Origin of the sequence: Microbacterium sp. APC 3901 (assembly GCF_030407765.1) — a bacterium.
Classification (GTDB): Bacteria; Actinomycetota; Actinomycetes; order Actinomycetales; family Microbacteriaceae; genus Microbacterium.
In genome coordinates, this window is record NZ_JASDCU010000013.1 from 20,179 (window position 1) to 42,511 (window position 22,333).

19 protein-coding genes are annotated in these 22,333 nt (G+C 66.4%); 6 read left to right on the plus strand and 13 right to left on the minus strand.

Annotated elements, in window-relative coordinates; genetic code table 11:
• Positions 1–257 precede the first annotated feature (257 nt).
• Positions 258–1,685 (minus strand): CCA tRNA nucleotidyltransferase, encoded by a 1,428-nt coding sequence (locus tag QMA07_RS12850; RefSeq protein WP_290162461.1) that lies wholly within the window; start codon positions 1,683–1,685, stop codon positions 258–260.
• A gap of 62 nt (positions 1,686–1,747) precedes the next feature.
• Positions 1,748–2,041, minus strand: coding sequence for a hypothetical protein (locus QMA07_RS12855; RefSeq protein WP_290162463.1), 294 nt, complete (start codon positions 2,039–2,041; stop codon positions 1,748–1,750).
• A gap of 68 nt (positions 2,042–2,109) precedes the next feature.
• Between QMA07_RS12855 and QMA07_RS12860 the strand changes: the two genes are divergently transcribed.
• Both QMA07_RS12860 and QMA07_RS12865 read left to right on the plus strand, forming a co-directional pair.
• Complete coding sequence (locus QMA07_RS12860) at positions 2,110–3,870, plus strand: alkaline phosphatase family protein (protein WP_290162465.1); 1,761 nt, start codon at positions 2,110–2,112, stop codon at positions 3,868–3,870.
• 21 nt (positions 3,871–3,891) lie between these two features.
• The gene (locus QMA07_RS12865; RefSeq protein WP_290162467.1) at positions 3,892–4,353 is read left to right on the plus strand and encodes an ASCH domain-containing protein; all 462 of its coding nucleotides are present in this window, start codon (positions 3,892–3,894) and stop codon (positions 4,351–4,353) included.
• 125 nt (positions 4,354–4,478) lie between these two features.
• Here QMA07_RS12865 and QMA07_RS12870 read toward each other — a convergent pair whose 3' ends face one another.
• Together QMA07_RS12870 and QMA07_RS12875 are read right to left on the minus strand one after the other, a co-directional pair.
• Entirely contained in the window at positions 4,479–5,534 is a 1,056-nt protein-coding gene (locus QMA07_RS12870) for an LLM class flavin-dependent oxidoreductase (RefSeq protein ID WP_290162469.1), read from the minus strand.
• A 40-nt stretch (positions 5,535–5,574) separates the two neighbouring features.
• Positions 5,575–7,098 carry a methyltransferase gene (locus QMA07_RS12875; protein ID WP_356763014.1) on the minus strand — a complete coding sequence of 508 codons (1,524 nt, stop codon included), beginning with the start codon at positions 7,096–7,098 and terminating at the stop codon, positions 5,575–5,577.
• 109 nt (positions 7,099–7,207) lie between these two features.
• Here QMA07_RS12875 and QMA07_RS12880 point away from each other — a divergent pair, with 109 nt between their 5' ends.
• The 4 genes from QMA07_RS12880 to trxA all read left to right on the plus strand — a co-directional run bounded on the left by QMA07_RS12880 (position 7,208) and on the right by trxA (position 12,471).
• A complete protein-coding gene (locus QMA07_RS12880; RefSeq protein ID WP_290162473.1) occupies positions 7,208–9,406 on the plus strand; it encodes a DUF6049 family protein in 2,199 nt (732 codons plus the stop codon).
• Positions 9,399–11,018 carry a murein biosynthesis integral membrane protein MurJ gene (gene murJ, locus QMA07_RS12885; protein WP_290162475.1) on the plus strand — a complete coding sequence of 540 codons (1,620 nt, stop codon included), beginning with the start codon at positions 9,399–9,401 and terminating at the stop codon, positions 11,016–11,018. The genes QMA07_RS12880 and murJ overlap by 8 nt, the downstream gene beginning before the upstream one ends.
• Before the next feature lie 88 nt (positions 11,019–11,106).
• Entirely contained in the window at positions 11,107–12,081 is a 975-nt protein-coding gene (gene trxB, locus QMA07_RS12890; protein WP_290162477.1) for a thioredoxin-disulfide reductase, read from the plus strand.
• A 66-nt stretch (positions 12,082–12,147) separates the two neighbouring features.
• On the plus strand, positions 12,148–12,471 hold the full coding sequence (trxA, locus tag QMA07_RS12895) for a thioredoxin (RefSeq protein ID WP_042541543.1): 324 nt from the start codon (positions 12,148–12,150) through the stop codon (positions 12,469–12,471).
• A gap of 156 nt (positions 12,472–12,627) precedes the next feature.
• Here trxA and QMA07_RS12900 read toward each other — a convergent pair whose 3' ends face one another.
• From QMA07_RS12900 to yidC, 9 genes are all read right to left on the minus strand, one after another.
• Positions 12,628–13,155, minus strand: a complete 528-nt coding sequence (locus QMA07_RS12900) for a GrpB family protein (RefSeq protein WP_290162482.1) — start codon at positions 13,153–13,155, stop codon at positions 12,628–12,630.
• Between the two features lie 14 nt (positions 13,156–13,169).
• Complete coding sequence (locus QMA07_RS12905) at positions 13,170–13,505, minus strand: tryptophan synthase subunit alpha (protein WP_140038535.1); 336 nt, start codon at positions 13,503–13,505, stop codon at positions 13,170–13,172.
• 9 nt (positions 13,506–13,514) lie between these two features.
• The gene (locus QMA07_RS12910; RefSeq protein ID WP_290162484.1) at positions 13,515–14,963 is read right to left on the minus strand and encodes a sugar porter family MFS transporter; all 1,449 of its coding nucleotides are present in this window, start codon (positions 14,961–14,963) and stop codon (positions 13,515–13,517) included.
• 64 nt (positions 14,964–15,027) lie between these two features.
• Positions 15,028–15,999, minus strand: coding sequence for a ParB/RepB/Spo0J family partition protein (locus tag QMA07_RS12915; RefSeq protein ID WP_290162487.1), 972 nt, complete (start codon positions 15,997–15,999; stop codon positions 15,028–15,030).
• The gene (locus QMA07_RS12920) at positions 15,999–16,925 is read right to left on the minus strand and encodes a ParA family protein (RefSeq protein WP_290162489.1); all 927 of its coding nucleotides are present in this window, start codon (positions 16,923–16,925) and stop codon (positions 15,999–16,001) included. Before QMA07_RS12920 ends, QMA07_RS12915 begins: the two co-directional genes overlap by 1 nt.
• Before the next feature lie 157 nt (positions 16,926–17,082).
• The gene (locus QMA07_RS12925) at positions 17,083–17,631 is read right to left on the minus strand and encodes an AAA family ATPase (protein WP_290162491.1); all 549 of its coding nucleotides are present in this window, start codon (positions 17,629–17,631) and stop codon (positions 17,083–17,085) included.
• Between the two features lie 2,484 nt (positions 17,632–20,115).
• The gene (gene rsmG / locus QMA07_RS12930) at positions 20,116–20,739 is read right to left on the minus strand and encodes a 16S rRNA (guanine(527)-N(7))-methyltransferase RsmG (RefSeq protein ID WP_290162493.1); all 624 of its coding nucleotides are present in this window, start codon (positions 20,737–20,739) and stop codon (positions 20,116–20,118) included.
• A gap of 34 nt (positions 20,740–20,773) precedes the next feature.
• Positions 20,774–21,265: a R3H domain-containing nucleic acid-binding protein gene (locus QMA07_RS12935; RefSeq protein WP_056374982.1), complete on the minus strand. Its 492-nt coding sequence runs from the start codon at positions 21,263–21,265 to the stop codon at positions 20,774–20,776.
• Entirely contained in the window at positions 21,262–22,332 is a 1,071-nt protein-coding gene (yidC, locus tag QMA07_RS12940; protein ID WP_290162497.1) for a membrane protein insertase YidC, read from the minus strand. The genes QMA07_RS12935 and yidC overlap by 4 nt, the downstream gene beginning before the upstream one ends.
• Position 22,333: the final 1 nt, after the last annotated feature.

Genomic DNA, 22,333 nt, shown 5'->3' on the forward strand with positions numbered 1-22,333 from the left:
GCCCCTGCCGTGGTCAGGCGCATCGACGAGAGCCGAGAGGATGTTCGGGAGGTCGCTGTGGCTCGAAAGGCGACGTGATCGCCGCTCGTGCGACGTGACCTCGGTCGCGCGTGGGGCGCGACACGGCACACGTCCTCGGACGTCTGCGACAGAGGAGCCGATGCGGCTCCTCGCCGTGAGGGGGCGTTCGACTGGGGGGACCCCCCTCATGGGCGCGCTGCGCGCGGGCCGTCAGGGAGTCGAGCTGCTCGATGAGCTCAGGCCCTGGCGGCCCACCATTCGCGGAGGCGCTGCTCGGCGGCATCCGCTCCGATGACGCCCTCGTCGAGACGCAGCTCGAGCAGGAATCGGTAGGCCTCACCGACTTCGCGACCGGGCGCGATCCCGAGGATGTCCTGGATCTGATTGCCGTCGAGCTCCGGGCGGATGGAGTCGAGCTCCTCCTGCTCTCGCAGCGCCGCGATGCGCGACTCGATGTCGTCGTACGCCGACGCGAGCCGCCCCGCCTTGCGCTTGTTGCGCGTGGTGACGTCGGCGCGGGTGAGGATGTGCAGGCGCTCGAGCTGGTCGCCCGCATCGCGCACGTAACGCCGCACCGCGGCATCCGTCCAGGCGCCCTCTGCGTAGCCGAAGAACCGCAGATGCAGTTCGATCAGCTTCGACACCGCCTCGGTCGTATCGGTGTCGAACCGCAGCGCCTGCAGACGCTTGCGTGCCATGCGCGAGCCGACGACGTCATGGTGGTGGAACGTGACGACGCCGCCGTCTTCGAGTTTGCGCGTGCGCGGCTTGCCGATGTCGTGCAGCAGGGCCGCGATGCGCAGGGCGACATCGGGCTCTGCGCCCGGGTTGCGCGCGTGCTCGAGAGAGATCGCCTGCGTGAGCACTGTCAGCGAGTGCTCGTAGACGTCCTTGTGGTGGTGATGCTCGTCGACCTCGAGGCGCAGAGCACTCACCTCGGGCAGGAACTGCTCGATCAACCCCGTGTCGACCAGCACGCGGACACCACGCACGGGATCATCGGTCTGCATCAGCCGCACGAGCTCCGACTGGATGCGCTCGGGGCTCACGATCTCGAGGGTCGCTCGCAACTGTGCGATCGCATCGGATGTGTCGTCGTCGATATGGAAACCCAGCTGAGCGCTGAAGCGCGCAGCGCGCAGCATCCGCAGCGGGTCGTCGCCGAACGACACGTGAGGGTCGGCGGGTGTCCGCAGGACGCCGGCGACGAGGTCTTCGACTCCCCCGGTCGGATCCACGAGCTTCACGTCCGGAACCAGCAGCGCCATCGCATTGACGGTGAAGTCGCGTCGGTGCAGATCCGCATCGATCGTGTCGCCGAACTCGACGGTCGGCTTGCGCGTCACCCCGTCGTAGCTGTCGGCACGATACGTCGTGACCTCGACCTGCTCGCCCTGCACCCGCGCGCCGATGGTGCCGAACGCGCGTCCGATGTCCCACTGGGCGGTCGAGATCGGCTTGACGATGCGCAGGATGTCGTCCGGCAGCGCGTTGGTCGTGAAGTCGAGGTCGTGGGTCGGCCTGCCGATCAGCGCGTCACGCACGGGGCCGCCGACCACGGCCAGGTCGAACCCCGCTGCCTCGAAGGCCTCGGCGAGGGTGCGGACGACCGGATTCTCGGCGAGCGCGCCGAGACGGACGAGGCCGTCAGCCATGTTGAGCATGGGTTCCAGCGTACCGGGGTGCGGGTGTCATCCGTCGGCGTCGGGTGAGTCGAGGCAGGGCGTCAGAACAGAGGGTTCTCGCCCTTGGCCTGCGCGACCGCGCGAACTCTCGCCTGCATCAGCCGCATCAGGAGCATGCTCATCAGGAACCCGCCGATCACGGCGACCGCAACGATGAACCAGATCCCGATCTCGGGGTCGATGACCTCGAAGCCGTAGATCGCGACAGCGAGGAGAAGCAGCACCGGACCCTCGACCAGCGCGAACGTGATGAACAGCCGCGTCTGGCGACGGCCGAAATCGGCGTTGACAGCCCGAACGCGCGCGTCGATCGAGGACTCTCCTGCGTAGCTCATGCCCCCACCGTAGCGGTGCGGCGTTCAGCATCTCGTGCTCGCAGCCTCCGCGGCCTAGGATCGGCATCGTGAGCGGAGAACGGAGCGATCCCCCCACAGCGCCTGTGCCCTCGCGGCGGGGATTCCTCAAGATGGGCGGAGCCGCGCTGGCCGGTGCCGTGATCGGTGGTGCCGGAGGCGCGGCGATCGGTGCGAACGTCGCGAATCAGCGCAACGGCTTCGCGACTGCCCCCGATCCCTTCGCCGCACTCACTCCGCGCAGCGAGCCCGGGTTCGACCACCTCGTCGTGGTGATGGGCGAGAACCGCTCGTTCGACAACCTGCTCGGGTACCTGTACTCGACGGAGACGCTTCCGAAGGGCGAGAAGTTCGAGGGTCTCGCGTTCGGCACGCACAGCAACACCTCAGCCGACGGCACAGTCGTCGACGCGCACGTCTACACGGGCGACACCGACCGGATCATGAGCCTGCCCGACCCCGATCCGGGCGAGGAGTATCCGCACGTCAACACGCAGATCTTCGGCACGGTCGACCCGAAAGGCAACGCCGACCTGTTCGTCGACGAGATGTCGGCACCGTTCAACGCACCGACGCACGGCGAGAAGGCGACGATGTCGGGGTTCCTCGACGACTACATCATCAACTTCCGCCGTCTGCGCAAGGGCGTCGAGCCCCGCCCCGATGAGGCTGCCCACATCATGGGCTCCTTCTCTCCTGAGATGCTGCCCGTGCTGTCGACTCTCGCCTCCGGGTTCGCGGTGTTCGACCACTGGTACGCGGCGGTGCCGTCGCAGACGTTCTGCAACCGGTCGTTCTTCCACGCGTCGACCTCTCATGGCTTCGTGACCAACCAGGCGGGCGGCGGGTACCGCAAGTGGCTCGATGCGCCCGCGGCACCGACGGTGTTCAACCGGCTCGAAGACGAGAAGGTCAGCTGGAAGATCTACATCGACAAGCTGCAGCTGGTGTCGTTCACCGGGATGCTGCACGCCGCGGTTCTCGAGAAGTACTGGCGCACCGAGCATTTCGGCACGATGGAGGACTTCTACGCGGATGCGAAGAACGGCACCCTGCCGGCATACGCGTTCATCGAGCCGCGCATGGTCTACGACCACAACGACTTCCACCCGCCGTTCGGCGCGCCGCGCGAGAGCGAGGTCGACGGCGAAGCCGTGTACGACAGTGCGATCTCGGACGTCCGGGCCGGCGATCGGCTGATCCACGACATCTACGAGGCCGTGCGCACCAGCGCGTCGCCGACGGGCTCCAACGCCGTCAACACCCTGCTGCTCATCACCTTCGACGAGCACGGCGGTTGCTACGACCATGTGCCCCCTCCCTCGGCGACGAAGCCGACGAAAGACACCGAGGCGGGAGAGATGGGCTTCACCTTCGATCGACTCGGATGCCGAGTGCCGGCCGTCGCCGTGTCGGCCTATACGAAGCGCGGCACCGTCGTCCACGACGAGATGCACCACGGGTCGGTCACGGCCACTCTCTCGCGCCTGCACGGTCTGAAGCCGCTCAACGATCGCGACCAGTCGGCGAACACGCTGTTCACCGCCGTGAACCTCGACCAGCCCCGGCATCCGGCCGACTGGCCCGTCACGACACCCGCGTACACGCCCCCGAATCCCGAGCGCGCTGAGCCGAAGCCCGGCGATCCCACCGAGATGAAGCCGCTCACTCCGCCCGCTCGCGGTCTGCTCGGTCTGCTCATCGCCAAGTACGGCAAGCCGGGAGAACCCGAGCCCGAGACGTTCGCCGACGCCTACCGTCTGCTGCACGAGCACGGCGAGGAGCTGTTCGGCCCAGCCGACTCGACGTAGCCGCGGCAATAGGCTTGCCGCATGACCGACAGCGCCGTGCTCACCGCCTTCTGGAACCACGTCCGCGCAGAGAATCCCGCGCTTCCGGAGCAGACGCCCGGCGCCTGGGCCTTCGGGGCGACGCCCGCGCATGCCGACGCTCTGCTGGCACTGGTTCTCGACGGGGTGAAGACCGGCACCGCCTCTTCCCAGTGGGACTACGACGAGACGGGTGATCCCGAACCGTACGTCGGTGAGCTGAGCATCATCCTCGACGGATCCGGTGTGCCGCGCGCCGTGCTCGAGACGACCGATGTCCGCACCGTGCCCTTCGACGAGGTCACCGAAGAGCACGCGCACTCGGAAGGGGAGGGAGACCGCACCCTCACCTACTGGCGCGAATCACACGAACGGTACTGGCGCGCCCACTCCGAGAGCCCCCGAGGCTTCGAGGCCGACATGCCGATCATCTGCGAGCGCTTCCGCGTCGTCCACCCTGCCTGACCGGCCCGCCTGTCTTCGAGGCGCAGGCCTCAGTCGCCGCGGAGTCCACCGGTTCGGAGCATGGAGAAGGGGCGGATGCCGTACGCATCCGCCCCTTCTCCGTGTGATTCAGCGTGCGAGCGTGATCAGACCGGATCGCCCTGCACAGGGCCCTCGGTGTTCGGCTTCCAGCCGAGCGCCGGGGCGACGTGCGTCGCGAACGCCTCGAGCACGTGGAGGTTGTAGGCGGGCCCCAGCTGGTTCGGGATCGTCAGCAACAGGGTGTCTGCCGACATGACGGCCTCGTCAGCCAAGAGCTGCTGGATCAGCACGTCGGGCTCGGCCGCATACGTCTTGCCGAACGTCGAGCGGAAGCCGTCGATGATGCCGATCTGGTCGGCGTTCTCCTCGCTGCGCAGGCCGAAGTACGCCCTGTCCATGTCGGATACCAGCGGGAAGACGCTGCGACTGACCGAAACTCGCGGTGCGCCGGTGTGACCGGCCTCCTTGTACGCCGCGCGGAAGAGGTCGATCTGCTCGCGCTGCAGCTGGTGGAACGGCACTCCCGTCGCCTCGGTGAGGAGAGTGGAGCTCATCATGTTGAGGCCCTTGCGGCCGGTCTCCTCAGCCGTGGCCCGTGAACCGGAGCCCCACCAGATGTGGTCGCGCAGAGTCGGCGACTGCGGCTCGATCGCGAGGTAGCGCCCGGCGCCGACCATACGGGGGTCGCCGGGGGCGAGACCCTCGCCGTCGATGGCGCGGAGGAAGAGGTCGAACTTCTCGCGCGCGATCACACTGCCGCGCTCGGGGTCCTCCTCGTCGTGGAAGCCGAAGGTCTCGTATCCGCGCAGAGCCGTCTCGGGTGACCCACGGCTCACGCCGAGCGCGATGCGACCGTCGGCGATCAGGTCGAGTGCCGCCGCCTCCTCAGCGAACTGGAACGGGTTCTCGTACCTCATGTCGATCACGCCGGTGCCGACCTCGATGCGCTTCGTACGCGCAGCCATGGCTGACAGCAGCGGCATGGGCGACGCCGCCTGGCGAGCCCAGTGGTGAACGCGCACCGAGGCGCCGTTCACGCCGATCTCGTCGGCACCCTCCGCGATCTCGATGGTCTGCTTCAGCATGTCTCCCGCGGTGCGGGTCGCCGAACCGGGCACGTCTGCATAGTGCCCGAAGGAGAGGAATCCGAAAGCCTTCATGGTGTATTCGAACGCATAGATGCGGTGCGGTATTCCTGCATCACTCCCCCGCCACCAGAAGGCCGTCGAGCACGAGCTGTCGGATGCGGGGTTCGAGGTCGGCCCACAGGTCGACGAGCGGCACCTCGAAAAGGTCAGCGAGGGCCGAGACGATCTGCATGACGGTGAGATCGCCGTCGCACGCTCCCACGAAGCCGGCGAGCGCGGGATCCACCGCGATCGTGCGAGCGAATCCCCCGCCCTGTCGGAGCTCGATGATGCTCGGATCATCGTTGCCCGGGAGCAGATGGCGTGCCTCGGTGACATCGGGAGCGACGAGCAGCGTGCCGGGCAGTCCCGCCGCGAGCACATCGTGCGCGGCGAGACCCGCACGCAACGCACCACCCACGTTCGAGACGGGTTGCGACACTCGCTCGAGACGGCGCAGTGGGGTGCCGCCGGCACCCGGCCGGCGCACCAGGATGTAGCCGAATCCGACCGCGGTGACGCCTCGAGCGGTGAAGTCGTCGAGCCACGCCGTGAGCAGCGGGGTGAAAGCGGCATCCCGCGGGGTCGTGCCCCCATCCCGGATCCACAGTTCTGCGTAGCCGAGCGGCGAGAGCTCTTCACGCTGGATCACCCACAGGTCGAGGTCTCCGGGAACCCAGGACGAGAGGCGGTCGAGACCGGAGCGCCCGGTCAGCGACACCTGACCCCCGCGTGACTCCCAGTTGCCGAGCAGCTGCGCCACGCCTCCCGGGGTCAGGAACGACGGGACCGCACGCAGGAACTGCTCGACGAGCGCGTCGCCGACGAGGCCGCCGTCGCGGTACTCGTACTCCGGCACCCCCTCCGCACGCGGCGTGATGACGAACGGCGGGTTCGAGACGATCAGGTCGAAGGCCTCCCCCGGTACGGGCTCGAACATGCTCCCGAGTCGGAACTCGATGTTCGAGACGCCGTTCAGCTGGGCGTTCAGCTCGGCATAGGCGAGCGCTCGCGCCGAGATGTCGGTGGCGACGACCGAACCTGCGTGGCGAGCGACCAGAAGCGCCTGGATGCCGCATCCCGTGCCCAGATCCAGTGCGCGGTCGACCTCGATCGGCATGATGATCTCGGCGAGAGTGCGCGAGGCTCCGCCGACACCGAGCACGTGATCCGCCGGAAGCGCACCGTCGAGCGCCACCTCATCCAGGTCGCTGGCGATCCACCATTCGCCCATCCCGTCGGAGTCGACGAACGATTGCGGCCGCAGAAGGGCAGTGGGAACGACCGTGCCCCCCTCGATCCGTGCGAGACCGAGAGCGGCGAGGCCGTCGGCGCCGAGTCTCGGCAGAGCATCGGCGACCGCGGCGAGGGGCTGCGGCATTCCGAGCACCAGCAGCCTGCCGAGAGTCGCGAGCACGCCGTCGTCGTCGGCTATCGCCCGCAGGATCGGCTCACGCATGCCTCTGGCAAGTGCGTCGTCCGCTTCATCGCCCCACAGGCGACGAAGCGGCTCCGAACGCAGATCCGCGTCGTCGAGATCTGCGGCGAGCGCGGTGCTGCGGAGCGGATCGGGCCTGGGGGCGAGGGTGTCGGACACGGCCGTCACTCTACGCGTCTTCAGGGTTCTCATTCAGCCAGCCGCTTAGAATCACAAGGTCAGCACTCACGAGCAGCCTGGGATCCCCGGGCGTTCGAGGAAGACCTTCATGACCGCGACCACCCCCGAGAACGGCCTCCGCACGCGCCTGCACCGCCTGGCACGCGGATCCGTCATCTCGGCGATCGTTCTCGGCCTGGCGGGTGCAGGCGCACCCGGGGCGTTCGCAGCCACCGATGCCGAGTCCGAAGGCTCGTCGGTCGATCTGCTCCTCTCGGCCGGAGTGCGTGGCACGGTCGCTCCCGGAACTGCGACGACGGCCTCGATCACCGTGCAGAACGACTCCAGGTCCGAGCTCTCGTCCGGTCGCGTCACTGTGGAGCTCAATCGCACTCCCCTCACCGACGAAGCCGCGATCACGACCTGGCTCGACGAGGCCGACGCGACAGGCGGCTTCGAACAGCTCGGCTCAGACACGACCGCGCCCGTCGACGCCGAAGCATCCGCGACCACGAGTCTCTTCCTTCCGCCGGAGGTTCTCGGAGACCTGGCTCCCGGCGTCTATCCGTTGCGTGCGACCCTCAGCGGAGCGCAGACCGACGCTCAGGACGATGCGCGCTCGGTGACGTCGACGACGGTGCTCGTGGTGACCGCTGCGGCGAACCCGCCCATCGCCGTGATGGTGCCGGTCACGGCGACACCCGACGGCGGCGCCCTTCTGACCGCGGACGAGCTCAGTGCGCTCACCGCCCCCGACGGTGCGCTCACCGCGGTGGTCGACGGAGTTCGCGGGACGTCGGCGATCCTGGCGATCGACCCGGCGATCCCTGCGGCCATCAGGGTGCTCGGCTCTTCGGCTCCGGAGAGTGCCCGGGAATGGCTGCGTCTTCTCGATGCACTGCCGAACGAGCGCTTCGCCCTGCAGTTCGGCGATGCCGACGCCACCACACAGGCGCAGGCAGGTCTGTCCGCGCTCCTGCAGCCCACGACCCTCGCGCCGTTCCTCAGCTCGAGCGGCTTCACCGAGCCCGCAGACGGGACTCCCACGCCCACCGCGACCCCCGCGCCGACCCCGGCCTCTGTGCCGTCGGAGGGCTCGGACGGCACCGAGCCGACGGCAGAACCGGAGCCGAGCGACGAACCGACTCCTCAGCCCACCGACGGCCCCGTGCTGCCCCGTGATGCCGAACTCACCGCCATCGAGGGAGCGACGCCCGGCATCCTGTGGCCGCGCAGCGATGTGTCCGCCGCCGACCTCGAGGTGTTCTCGACGTTCGTGAGCGGCGGCGCGGTCACCGTCCTGTCGTCCTCCTCGGTCGGAGACGTCCCCGGGGCACACGCCGACGTGAACGGACGCGGCGTGCTGGTCACCGACGCTGCGGTTTCGACTGCCCTCTCGCAGGCCGCGAGTGAAGACGACACCGCCGCGCGTCAGCAGCGGCTCGCCGAGGCCAGCGCTCTCCTGTCCCTGTCGAGCCAGTCGAATCCGAGCACGCCTCTCCTGATCGGCCTCGACCGCGACGAGACGCGCACGGCCGAGGCGCTCGGAGAAGCGGTCGCGTCGGTCGACTCTCCCGGATTCGGCCTCGCCGAGGTCCTCGCGGTCCCGGCTACCTCGGCGACGCTCTCGGCCGAACCCGACCAGGCGCGTGCGACGGCCCTGCAGCGGATGCTCGACAGCGAGGTGGTGCTCGGCGAGTTCGCGTCGATCCTCGACGACAGTCAACTGCTGCTGAGCCCCAAGCGCATCCAGATCATGCGGGCGACCGCGGTCGGCCTCACGGAGAAGGGATTCGACGACGCCGTCTTCGACGTGAACGAGGCGACGACGGAGACGCTGAATGCCGTCGACATCCCTCCGGCGAGCACCATCCAGCTGCTCTCCGCCAATGCCGACCTGCCGTTCTCGGTGCGCAACGATCTGCCGTGGCCGGTGAACATCCAGCTCAGCGTCAAGCCGAGCGATCCGCGTCTCGACGTGCAGTCGGTGACGCCCTGGACCATCCAGCCCGGCACCACGACGAGGGTCAAGGTGCCCGTGTCCGCCCGAGTCGGCAGTGGCGAGGTCACCCTGACGCTGTCGCTCTCGAGCCCCACCGGCGTGCCCATCAGTCAGCCTGAGAGCGTCCGCGTCTCGGTGCGCGCCGAATGGGAGGCCATCGGTCTCGGGGTCTTCGGCGGCCTCATCGTGCTGCTCCTCGGGCTCGGCATCATCCGCACCATCCGACGCCGGCGCCGCGAGGCCGACGCAGAGAACGACCAGGAGACGACATCCCACTCGGATGCCGTCGAGGAGATGAATGAGTAGTCTCGGGCGCGCCAGTGCACTGATCGGGGCCGGCACGCTCATCTCGCGCGTCACCGGGCTCCTGCGAACCATCGTCCTGGTCGGTGTGATCGGATCGGTGGGTGCCGGCGCGGCCGACGCCTTCGCCATCGCGAATCAGCTGCCCAACAACGTCTTCTCGCTGATCTCGGTCGGCGTGCTCACCGCGGTGATCATCCCTCAGATCGTCAAGGCGACCGCCGATGCCGACGGCGGCAACGCGTTCATCTCCAAGCTGTTCACCCTCGGCACAGTCGTGCTGGTCGTGATCACCGGGTTCGCGACGATCGCCGCGCCCTGGCTGGTGTGGCTGTATGCCGGCAAGGGGGGGTCCTCAGAGTTCCTCGCGCTCGCGACGGCATTCGCCTACTGGTGCATGCCGCAGATCCTGTTCTACGGCCTGTACGCGCTGCTGGGCGAGGCGCTCAACGCTCGGCGCATCTTCGGTCCCTTCACCTGGGCGCCCGTCGTCAACAACATCGTGTCGATCGTCGGCTTCCTGATCGTCGGCGCTCTGTTCGGCGGCCCCCTCACCCGCGTCGCCGACTGGACTCCCGAGATGATCGCGGCGCTCGGCGGAACGGCGACGCTCGGCATCGTGATCCAGGCCGCGATCCTGCTGATCTTCTGGAGGCGCACGGGTCTCGCGCTGCGCCCTGACTTCCGTTGGCGCGGGGTCGGCCTCGGCAACGTCGGCAGGCTCGCCGGCTGGACTTTCCTGATGGCGCTCGCGAGCCTCGGCGCCGGGCTGGTGCAGACGCAGATCCTCACCGAGGCCTCCGGTCAAGGCGCGTCGGTCGCCACGTTCCAGTACGCCTGGCTCATCTTCATGCTGCCGTACTCGATCATCGTCCTCTCCATCGGAACGCCCTACTTCACGCAGATCAGCGAGCACGCTGCGGCCGGCAGACATGCAGAGGTCCAGGCGGACATCGCCCAGAGCATCCGCACCCTGCTCTTCTTCATCGCGGTCGCGGTCGCCGCCGTCGCTGCGGCCGCGGTCCCCGCGTCGAGGGTGTTCACCAACCAGGCGTCGCACGCCGAAGAGGCCGCACTCGTGCTGGTCTGCTTCCTCGTGTGCCTGGTGCCGCTGACGATCCTGTTCATCGTGCAGCGCACCTTCTATGCCTACGGCGACACGCGCACGCCCTTCTGGTTCACCCTCTTCCAGTGCGGTCTCGTGGTCGTCAGCGCCCTGGTCGCACAGTGGCTGCTCGACGCCGAGGTCATCGAGGTGACCATGCTGGCCGCCGCCATCGCACTGGGGCAGTCGATCGCGAGCACGCTGCAGATGATCGTGGCCAGCTGGCTTCTGCACCGCAAGATCGGCGGCCTCCAGATCCGCTCGTGGATGACAGCGATCGGCCGGTACGCCGTCGCGGCCGTGCCGGCCGGATTCGCGGGCTGGGGCGTCTTCCTTCTGCTGGGCGGTCCGACGGGGTGGACCACGTCAGACAAGATCCAGGGCGCCCTCGGCACCTGCATCATCGGCATCGCCGTCGTGGTCGTCTACATCGGCATCCTGGCCCTGATGCGTGCCCCCGAGCTCAAGGTCGCAGACTCCATGCTGCGACGATTCCTGCCGGGCCGCTGAGCCCCCTCGCGCGGGAATGTCGCGCGGTTACCATTGGTTGAAGCAGTCGAACGTCTTTCGGCGTCTCAGCATCTACGACGGAGAGCACATGCGTCAGGTCATCATCATCGGTTCCGGCCCCGCCGGATTCACCGCCGCCATCTACGCGGCACGCGCCAACCTCAAGCCGCTGCTCATCGCGAGCACGGTCGAGGTCGGTGGCGAGCTGATGAACACCACCGAGGTCGAGAACTACCCCGGGTTCCCGGAGGGAATCCAGGGCCCCGAGCTCATGGCCAAGTTCCAGGAGCAGGCTGAGAGATTCGGCACCGAGGTCGTCTACGACGACGTCACCGAGCTCGACGTCGCCGGCCCCGTCAAGAAGGTCACGCTGGGCAGCGGCACGGTGCACGAAGCGCAGTCGCTGATCTACGCGACCGGCTCGGCCTACCGCAAGCTCGGCATCGAGGGCGAAGAGCGCCTCTCGGGCTACGGCGTCTCGTGGTGCGCCACCTGCGACGGTTTCTTCTTCCGGGAGAAGACGATCGCGGTCGTCGGCGGCGGCGACTCGGCGATGGAAGAGGCCACGTTCCTCACCCGCTTCGCCGAGAAGGTCTACGTCATCCACCGCAAGGACTCGCTGCGTGCGTCGAAGATCATGCAGGAGCGCGCCTTCGCGAACGAGAAGATCGAGTTCGTGTGGAACAGCGAGGTCGCCGAGATCCTCGGTGGCGACTCCGTCTCAGGCGTGCAGCTGCGCAACACGGTCGACGGCACGCTGAGCGACCTCCCGCTCGACGGCCTGTTCATCGCGATCGGCAACGACCCGCGCACGCACCTCGTGCATGACAAGCTCGAGCTCACCGCAGAGGGCACCATCTGGGTCGACGGCCGCTCGTCGGTCACCTCAGTGCCCGGTGTCTTCGCCGCCGGTGACGTCATCGACCCCACCTACCGTCAGGCCATCACGGCCGCAGGTTCGGGCACGGTCGCGGCCCTCGACGCCGAGCACTTCCTCGCCGATCTCGAAGACGCGTCGGTCGAGTTCCCGGCTGCAGAGGCCGCCGAGATCATCACCGCCTGAGCGGCAGGGAACAGTTTCACCTCGTCTGCTGTTGTAGCAGGCGAACCTCGAACAAGGAGAACTCTGATGAGTGCAAAGGCTACGAGCCAGGCGACCTGGGAGCAGGACGTTCTGCAGGCCGAAGGTCCCGTCCTCGTGGACTTCTGGGCCGAGTGGTGCGGACCGTGTCGCATGGTCGCCCCGGTTCTGGACCAGATCCAGGCTGACAACCCCGACAAGATCACCATCCTCAAGCTGAACGTGGACGAGAACCCGCAGCTGGCGATGAAGTACCAGATCACCTCGATCCCCGCGATGAAGGTGTTCCAGGGCGGTGAGGTCAAGACGACCATCATCGGCGCCAAGCCGAAGCCGGCCCTCGAGCAGGACCTCGCGGCGTTCATCGGCTGATCACGCGTCGACAAGGGCCGTCACTCCTTCGGGAGTGGCGGCCCTTTCCGTTCTCCCCCCGTCCCGTTCTGCGGACCCCGTCCCGTTCTGCGGACGGATTCAGCCCGTGCGCACGCAGATCGTGGCAACGTCCGCCGATCGGGACCGCTCCGCCACCTACTTGTCGTGGACCGGCACGGAGGCGAGTCCCCGCGCCGCCCGGGCGCGATCGACGATCTCCTGGATCACGGGCGTCTTCGCGGCGTTGTACGTCGACATCCCGCGCGCGGCGGCGGCGACCGCGTCGCACTTGGCATGGGAGTACCGGTCGGCATCCTCCGGGTGCGCGAGCAGCCAGTCCCGGAGCAGTCGCTGGTGCACGTCGGCCCACTCCTCCTCGGTGAAGAAGTGTGCGATCGCGCTGCGGATGCCGTCGACCTCGAGGATCATCACCGGATGCGTGCGCACAGCGCTGCCGAGGCGCCAGCCGGCCTCCTCCAGCGCCGCGCTGTGGGCCTCGAGTTCGTCGGGGTCCCGGACCCGTACCGCCAGGTCGATGATGGGTTTGGCGCGCATTCCCGGAATCGCCGTCGAGCCGATGTGCTCGATCGTCCACTCGGAGTCCCCGAGCGTGCGCAGCTCTGCGGCGATCCTCGCGAACTGCTGCGGCCAAGAGGGGTCGTAGCCGACGAGCATCCGAGGCATCGTGCGGTGGGTCCTCAGGAGCGGTCGGCGACCGAGGGATCCCAGCGTCGATGACGCTGCTTCTCGTCGAGAAGCCCCCAGACCGCCGGCGTCAGCTCCGGATACTCCAGCGCGATCTGGCGAAGCACCCGATAGTGGCGTGCCTCATTCGGGCGCACACCGTCGTTGGCTGTGATGTTGTCGGCACGCAGCAGGTAGACGACCAGCTCGTCGACGCTCGGCAGCTCCTCCATGAAGTCCCAAGGGTCTTCTCCACCGAGAAGCCTCTCCTGGATCAGCACGGCGAGTTCATCCGACGCTTCTGCTCGCAGCACTTCGAGGCTGGCGCGGCGCGGAACGGACTCGGTCATGCTTCCAGCCTACGACGCCTTTCGAGTGCCCCGGCGCTCCACCTTCAGTTCGTCGGTCATCTCCTCGAGCTCTCTGCCCTTGGTCTCGGGCACCTTGAAGTACACGAAGAAGAACGACACCAGCGCGAAGAACGCGTAGAAGCCATACGCGAACGTGAGCCCGATCTCCGCGAAGATCGGGAAGGTCGTCGAGATGAAGAAGTTGGCAGCCCACTGCGCTGCCGCGGCTACCGCGAGGGCGCCTGCACGGATGGAGTTCGGGAAGATCTCTCCGAGGAGGACCCACACCAGCGGGCCCCACGTTGCTCCGAAGAAGACCACGAACCCGTTCGCGCAGATCAGGGCGACCGTCGCCCACGGATCCGGCAGCGTCGCCGCCCCTTCGGCGTCGAGGGTGCCGAACGAGAAGGCCAGCGCCATCAGGCCGAGAGTCACGGTCATGCCGACCGAACCGACCAGGAGCATGATGCGGCGCCCGACCTTGTCGACGAGCAGGATCGCGATGATCGTCACGACGATGTTCGTCACCGACGTGATGACCGACGTCAGCAGAGCACTGGATTCATCGAATCCGACGGACTGCCACAGCGTGGTCGAGTAGTAGAAGATGACGTTGATGCCGACGAACTGCTGGAAGACCGACAGCAGGATGCCGACCCAGACGATCGGCTTCAGCCCCAGACGGCTGCCGCGCAGGTCGCTCAGCGACTCCTTGCGCTCCGTATCGATCGTGCTCGTGATCTCCTTGATCTTGGCATCGACGTCGACGGCGCCCGTGACCGTCTCCAGGACCTCCGACGCTCGCTTCAGGTCTCCCTTGCGTACGAGATAGCGCGGGGACTCCGGTAGACGGAACGCCATGATCCCGTACACGAGTGCCGGGATCGCCTCGACGATGAACATCCACCGCCAGGCCGTGAGGCCCCACAGGGGCTGATCAGCGGCGCCGGCCAGCCCTGCCAGCCACGCGTCCGAGAGAAGCGCGGCGAAGATTCCGGTGACGATGGCGAGTTGCTGCAGTGAGCCGAGTCGACCGCGCACGCGAGCAGGTGAGACCTCCGCGATGTACGCGGGGGCGATGACGGATGCTGCGCCGACACCGAGTCCGCCGATCACACGCCAGATGATGAGGTCGACCACGCTGAAGGCGAGACCCGAGCCGATGGCCGAGATGAAGAACATGGCGGCGGCGAAGACCATCACCGGGATACGACCGCGCTTGTTCGCGATCGGCCCGGCGAACCAGGCTCCGACCGCACAGCCGATCAGAGCCGACGAGACCGCGAAGCCCTTCAGTCCCACCCCGAGATCGAACCCTGAGACGTCACCCGCGAGCGCGTCGACGGCACCGTTGATGACGGCGGTATCGAAGCCGAAGAGGAAGCCGCCGAGTGCTGCGGCGATACTCACCGCGATCACTCGCCGCTGGAACTTCGCGGGATCCTGCACTCCGGACATGGCCTTCCCCCTCATCGTCGAGATGTCGCGAGTCTAGGCGAACCGACGGCTGAACGTGCGGAGATCATGCCGGGCCGTATCCCGACTCTCCGAGCTCACTGAGGATGCGGTTCAGATCCTGAATCGATGCGAAATCGATGATGACCTGGCCCTTTCGTGCGCCTAGCGAAACCTTGACCCGTGTGTTGAGGCGGTCTCCGAGGTTGCCGGCGACCTCATCGAGATAGGCACGGCGGGCGCCGGGCGTCGCCTTCGCCGCGGAGCGGCTCGGTCCTGCAGGCTCGGTCTTCGCTGCGACCTCGGTGGCTCGCACCGACAGGTCTTCGTTCACGACCTTGTCAGCAAGGCGCTGCATCGCCTCCGGCGACTCCAGGCTGAGGATCGCACGAGCGTGTCCTGCGGTCAGCACACCAGCGGCGACGCGCTGCTGCACCGGCATGGGCAGCTTGAGCAGACGGATCGTGTTGCTGATCTGAGGACGCGACCGACCGATCCGCGTGGCCAGCTCCTCCTGCGTGATGCCGAAGTCCTCGAGCAGCTGCTGGTACGCCGAGGCCTCTTCGAGCGGGTTCAGCTCGGAGCGGTGCAGGTTCTCGAGCAGTGCGTCGCGGAGGAGGTCTTCGTCGGCGGTCTCGCGGACGATGGCCGGGATCTTGTCGAGGCCCGCCTCACGCGCGGCACGGGTGCGCCGCTCCCCCATGATCAGCTCATACTCGCCATCGCTGTTCTTGCGAACGACGACCGGCTGCAGCACCCCGAACTCACGCACGCTGTGCACGAGCTCGGCGAGGTCCTCCGCATTGAAATGCGTGCGCGGCTGACGCGGGTTCGGCACGATCTTCTGCGGGTCGATCTGGATCAGATGGATGCCGGGCACGACCTCGAGATCCGCTTCTGCAGCGGGCTGGTCACTGGCCTGATCCGTCGCCGGACGCAGGTTCGCGCCGGGAAAGAACACATCCACGGGACGCTCGGACTGATCGGCTGTAGGAATGAGGGCACCGATGCCCCGACCCAGTCCAGTGCGCTTCGCCATCATTTCTCCTTGCTCTGCGTCGCCGTCCGCGACGCGATCTCGACAGCGGCCTCGCGATACGCGACGGCGCCGGCGGATTGCCCATCGTAGGCGATCACGGTCTGACCGAAACTCGGCGCCTCCGACACCCGCACCGAGCGCGGGATGACGGTATCGAGCACCTGATCGGGGAAGTGTGTGCGGACCTCGTCGGCGACCTGTTGCGCCAGTCGCGTGCGGCCGTCGAACATCGTCAGAAGGATCGTGGAGAGATGGAGTCCGGGATTCAGGTGCTTCTGGATCATCTGAATGCTGCCGAGAAGCTGGCTCAGTCCCTCGAGTGCGTAGTACTCGCATTGGATCGGGATGAAGACCTCACTCGCCGCGGTGAAGGCGTTGATCGTGAGCAGCCCGAGGGAAGGAGGGCAATCGATGATCACGAAATCCATCGGGTTGTCGACGAGGTAGTCGTCGAGAGCTCGTCGCAGCCTGTGTTCTCGGGCGACCTGTGCCACGAGTTCGATCTCGGCGCCTGCCAGGTGGATGGTGCTCGGGGCGCAGAAGAGGTTCTTGTCTTCGGGGCTCTGCTGCACGATGTCGGCGAGCGGGAGGTCTTCGATCAGCACGTCATAGACGCTCGGAGTGTCTGCGTTGTGCGGCACGCCGAGAGCGGTCGACGCGTTGCCCTGGGGGTCGAGGTCTATCACCAGGACCTTCGCGCCGAGACCCGCCAGCGCCGAAGCGACATTGACCGCGCTCGTGGTCTTGCCGACGCCACCCTTCTGGTTCGAGACCGTGAGGATGCGGGTGTCTCCCGTGAAGTCGATGTCGACACTCTCGAGCAGTCGGCGTCGAGCGGAGAGGTCGGCAAGTTCCCGCGCGAGCGGCGTATCCATCCCGAAGGAGTCCTTCGGTGATGCCTTTTCGGGCTGTTTCACGTGAAACATCCACTCCTTTCGGGGCCGTCCTCCACTCTAATCGCTGCGGCGGACGTTGCCGTGACGGAGGTGGCCTCGGCCTCTCGGATCGCAACGATGCGGAGGCTCCTCCGTGGGCCCAGGGCCGCAGAGACGGCGACTGCGTGGCCATCCATCGCCAGGACGGTCACAGGCGATGAAGCAGCTCTTCCACTCGATCGACGACGTGATGAAGTGGCTGTGTGGCGTCGATCTCCACCGTCGCCGACGCACGCAGCAGTGGCTCGATCGAAGCCAGATTCGACGTGATCTCTTCACGCTCGTCCGCAGTCGAGCCATAGGGGTTCGTGGTGCGCATACTGACGCGGTCGAGCAGCACCGATAGAGGAGCCGACAACAGAACCACATGATCGAAGCGATCATAGAAGTCGCCCTGGTTCGCGACGGTGCCTGACACCACCACCTCGGTGCTCTCCCCGAGAAGGGCACCCATCAGCACGTCATCCCACAGACCCGTCTCCGTCTTCCACGGCCCGTAATCCGTGTCGATGACGGGGTAGCCCCGCTCCCCCAGCTCACAAAGAACGCTCGACTTGCCGACGCCTGACATGCCGGTGATGAGTAGGCGGACCATTCCGTCAGAATATCGGTGTTTCACGTGGAACCGATGGCTTGACAGTGCATCTGCCTGAAGAGACGCCAGACACCGGGGCTGCGGTGTTGACAGGGCGTTCATCCCAGGTTCGCAGTGTGAAGAGGCGGCTGGTCGCGATCCGCGAGCCCAGCCCCAATGATCCCTGGCGCCCCCTGATCGCTGCGGTCCTATGATCGTCAGTCACCCTGTCCCTCTCGGATCCCCTACCGAGTGCTCAGGGGGCGGACGTCTGTTGTACTCGGCCTATCTCCCGGGGACTTCGCAGACACGCGCGCATATCTGCGACGTCACAGGGTCACCATCTCGCGGCACCCACATAGCGCCGCTCGCACGGATCATCACCGAGTGCGCTCTACCGGCGGCCGCTGGACAGTCGGTAGCACCCGTGTCACATGAGACATGTGGCGCCACTCCGTTGTGGTCATCACCTCCCCTACTGTCTTACTGGCGTCGCACTCGCCTGTTTCACGTGAAACATGAATGCGGCGCTGAAGTCGCGCCGTCCTCCCTCGCAGGGCTTGCCGGCTTACCCACTGGCGAATCGCCCGCAACACACAAGAACGTTCGTGCCGGATGCCGCGCAGCCGTGAATGGCGCGAGACGGTGGCACGACCGAGAGATGGCAATGTCTATAGATGTCCCGTCGCACGCTCTCACCTACTACGACGTGCCGCCTCCGGCGCGTGGGTAGCCCCTGTGTCTCCACCGAGTCGGCGCAGGAATCGTCGTCGCGGTCCCGCACACCACGAGATATCGGCTCTCGACGCGTCGCCAGTCCACTCCGGCCCGTCTTCAGAGGCATCATGACTCTTCGGCAGTACATGATGAGTCATGAGCGCGAAGTCTCCAGCAATCCCCCGAAGATTCGAGGCCCTATCCCCCGTGCTGTCTCAAGCGAATCGGTCGCGAATCGTCACCGCGATACCGCGCCACCACTGAATCTCGGCGATCGACGCTTCGACAAGACCGCTCCGCCCTCGTCATGAGCGGCATCGAAGCGCTTCGGCAAGACAAAGGACTTCGGTGCCGATCATCGTGGGGGAGGTTGCACTGCTCACGCGTGAGCGGGCACTCATGCGTTTCAGGCGAGCCACTCGCAAGACCTATCCACGGGGAGCTCGGACAGGACGGGCCACCGGAGCTCGACCTGGGTGCGCCATACGCCGCGGCACCTGCCGCCCCGCACCCTGCCGCGCGGCACGGGGATCGAGCAGCGCCTCAGCACACACGCTCGGGCCAGAGCAGGCGTTTCACGTGAAACCCTCCCACCGGTCGTAGCCACACACACGAGTCGCCTCGAGCCTCCGCGGCTGCCGACGGAGCCTCACTCCTGGGCACCCGCGATGGGGGCATCGGGGGCAGTGGGCGCCGATCAGCAGTCTGTCCACCACGGCCGCGACGCTTGCAGGCCGAACCGAGGCGGCGTACACGATTACAACTCGGAGAGACACGACTTCGACGACCATCGACGAGACCGTGCACAGCGGTTGGCTGCCGATCGCCGAGACGATCCTGCGCGCACTGCGCCAGCACGCACCCTGCCGGCGCACACTCCCCCATGCACCGTGATGAGACCGTCAGTGGGCGGGTGAGTGACTGAATGGCGTTATGCAGGCCGCGCTCCTCTGTCTCCACATCGACGGGTCGACCGGTGCTCTACCGCGTACGTCACCTTTCGAGCCGACGCCGTACTTCCGCAGAGCAGCCGTGTGGCCACATCACACCCGGTTACGGATGCAGGCGAGCCATTGTCCCCCGTTTCACGTGAAACGTTGGGACAGCTCCACCTCGACGTCCCTGTTCTAGATCTGCGCGCCTTCTCCATCACGCGAACTGCCGCTCGACGGTGACAGCACTTACTTTCCTACCGCGGCAACCGTGTACTGACACGAGGGCGGAATGTTCCACGTGAAACGCCTGCCCCCTGTCGACGTACCTCGCCGGGGCCGTTATGCGAAGTTCCCCATGCGGCATCGATATACGCAGCTCAGACGTGTCCCGCAGAATCCCCCAGCCGTCCACGTCGTACTGCACACTGAAGGAAACCCGCGGAGATCCGCGCCCTCTCCGACGGGGCACCGACCCCTACGACAGATTCACGACGCAGACCACACCCGAGCAGAGCTTGCCACTCACTTCCGCGCCCGCCAGTCATTGAACGGGAACCCACACCTGAGCCTCGACGTGCACTGCGGAAGGTATGGAGGCCGTGTAACAGGCCGTTTCACGTGAAACACATCCACAACCCGCGCGAACTGTCGAGGCCGTGATCATCTCAACACATCGACCTCCCCGCTGCCTTCGCCGACTAGAGCACGACAGACACGCACTCACGCGATCCGAGAGCATGAGGGGAACCGTACGTTTCAAGTGAAACACCGTCCACCGCTCACCGCGCTCTCGCCCTCACTCCTGACGAAGTACGCAAGTGGGGAGGGTATCCACGTGCATGGCACGCATGACTCACACGCCAACTGAAGCCAAGGTCCCGTAGATGCCCCAACCCTGTCACATCCGCGGAGCAACTCCCACAGCGACAAGGAACGTCCGCTCCTCGGTCGGCAGCTACCGAACGACAGCCCGAACGACTCGTGTCGTCTCAGGGAGCACGTTCTCCCCGAGAGTCTCGACTCGGATGTCAGAGAGGCGGAACTTTTTGATCTGCTTCTGCGCCGCGTCGATCTCATTGCCGGCATTCATCCCCTTGAGCAGGATGAGCTCGCCACCGTCCCTCACGAGCGGTGCGGTAAGAGGAATCAACGTCTTCAAAGCACTGACGGCTCGCGCGGTGACGACATCGAAGCCCACCGGTCGCCGTACGTCTTCGGCACGCGCGCGGAGCACTTCGACGTTGTCGAGGTGCAACTCCGCAACCTGCTCGTTCAGCCAGATCACGCGGCGCTCCATCGGTTCGATGAGAGTCCACTGCACATCCGGCCGGGCGATCGCCAGGACGATTCCGGGCAGGCCGGCACCGGAGCCGATATCGGCAACAGATCCGTGGAACAGCGGAGCAGCGATGACGCTGTTCAGGATGTGTCTGGTCCACAGGCGAGGCAGTTCCAGCGGGCCGATCAGGCCCCTCTCCTCGCCGTGCTCAGTCAGGGCCGCCGTGAACTGTCGTGCCACCTCGATCCGATCCCCGAACAACTCGGCGGCTACGGAAGGCTCGATCTCCACGTCGCTCACGACGGCATCCCGACCAAATGTTTCACGTGAAACGTCAACGACGGCGCAGGACCGTGTGGCGGTCAGCACCCTCGCCGTAGGACTCAGAGACGAGCCCCTGATCGGCAGCGATGTCGTGAACCAGCTTGCGCTCGTAGCTCGACATCGCCGGCAGAGAGGCCTGCGTCGCGCCATCATCGAGCTTCGCAGCCGCTGCATTCACCAGCGTCTCGAGCTGGCGGCGACGCGCGTCCCGAGACCCGCCGACATCGAGGATCAGTCGCGAGAACGAACCGGTCTTGTTCTGAACAGCGAGGCGGGTCAGCTCCTGGAGCGCCTGCACGGTGTCGGGTGCCGACAGCAGAGCGAGCCCATCCCCCTCGGCCTCGACCGACACGTAAGCACGGCCCTGGCGGACGTCGAGATTCAGATCGCCGTCGATGTCAGCGATGTCGAGCAGCTCCTCGAGGTAGTCAGCTGCGACGTCGCCCTCGTTCTCGAGCTCTGCGACCGTGGGCTCCACGGTCTCGGTCATGTTGTCGGTCATGAACCGCTCCCCTTCTTCTTGGCACGCTTCTTGCCCACAGGCTGCTGGCGCTTGGGAGTCTGCGCCTTGGCGCGCTCCGCCTCTTCGAGCAGGCGCTGCTGTTCTGCTTCGTACGCCGCCATGGGAACGACCTTGCCCGAGGAGTCGATCGCCTTGCCCTTGCGAGCCAGTCGCTCCTCGCGGGCCTTCGCCGCCTCAGACCCGGGGGTCGGCATCTCGCGGATGACGAGGAACTGCTGACCCATGGTCCAGAGGTTCGAGATGAACCAGTAGACGACCACGCCGAGCGGGAAGAAGATGCCCGAGAAGATGAAGCCGAGCGGCAGCACGTAGAGCATGATCTTCTGCATCTGGTACGCCTGGCCGGTCTTGGCCTCAGGCGACAGGTTCTTCGAGATGATCTGCAGCTGGGTGAAGAACTGCGACGCGATCATGAGCACGACCAGCACGACCAGAATCACGATCGCGACCGTGTTGCCGGCATCCACTGCGTTGCCGAGGGTCTCGTGCAACGATGCGACGCCGAAGAGCTCCGCGTTGTAGAACTGCTCAGTGAGTTCGGCGTTGAGGAGACCCACACCTCCCACGCCCAGGTTGTGGTGCTTCGAGACGTCGCTCAGCACGCTGAACAGCGAGAAGAAGATCGGCATCTGCACAAGAAGCGGAAGACAACTCGACATCGGCGTCGTGCCGTGCTTCTTGTAGAGGGCCATGGTCTCGCGGCTCATTGCCTCACGAGAGAGCTGATCCTTCTTGCCCCGGTACTTCTCCTGAACTTTTCGCAGTTCAGGAGCAATTTCCATCATCTTTCGCTGGCTCTTGATCTGCTTCACGAAGAGCGGGATCAGCGCAGCGCGCACCACGATCACGAGGCCGACGATCGAGAGCACCCAGGTCAGACCGGATGCCGCCGGAAGACCGACAGCCGTCAGCAGCCAGTGCCAGGCGACGAGCACGAGCTCGACGACCCACTTGAGGGGCCAGAGGATGGTCCCGATCAGATCGAAGCCACCGGAGGCAGGCTCCGGTGACGGTGTTGCGCTGGCGAGCAGGAGGTCAAGACCCACC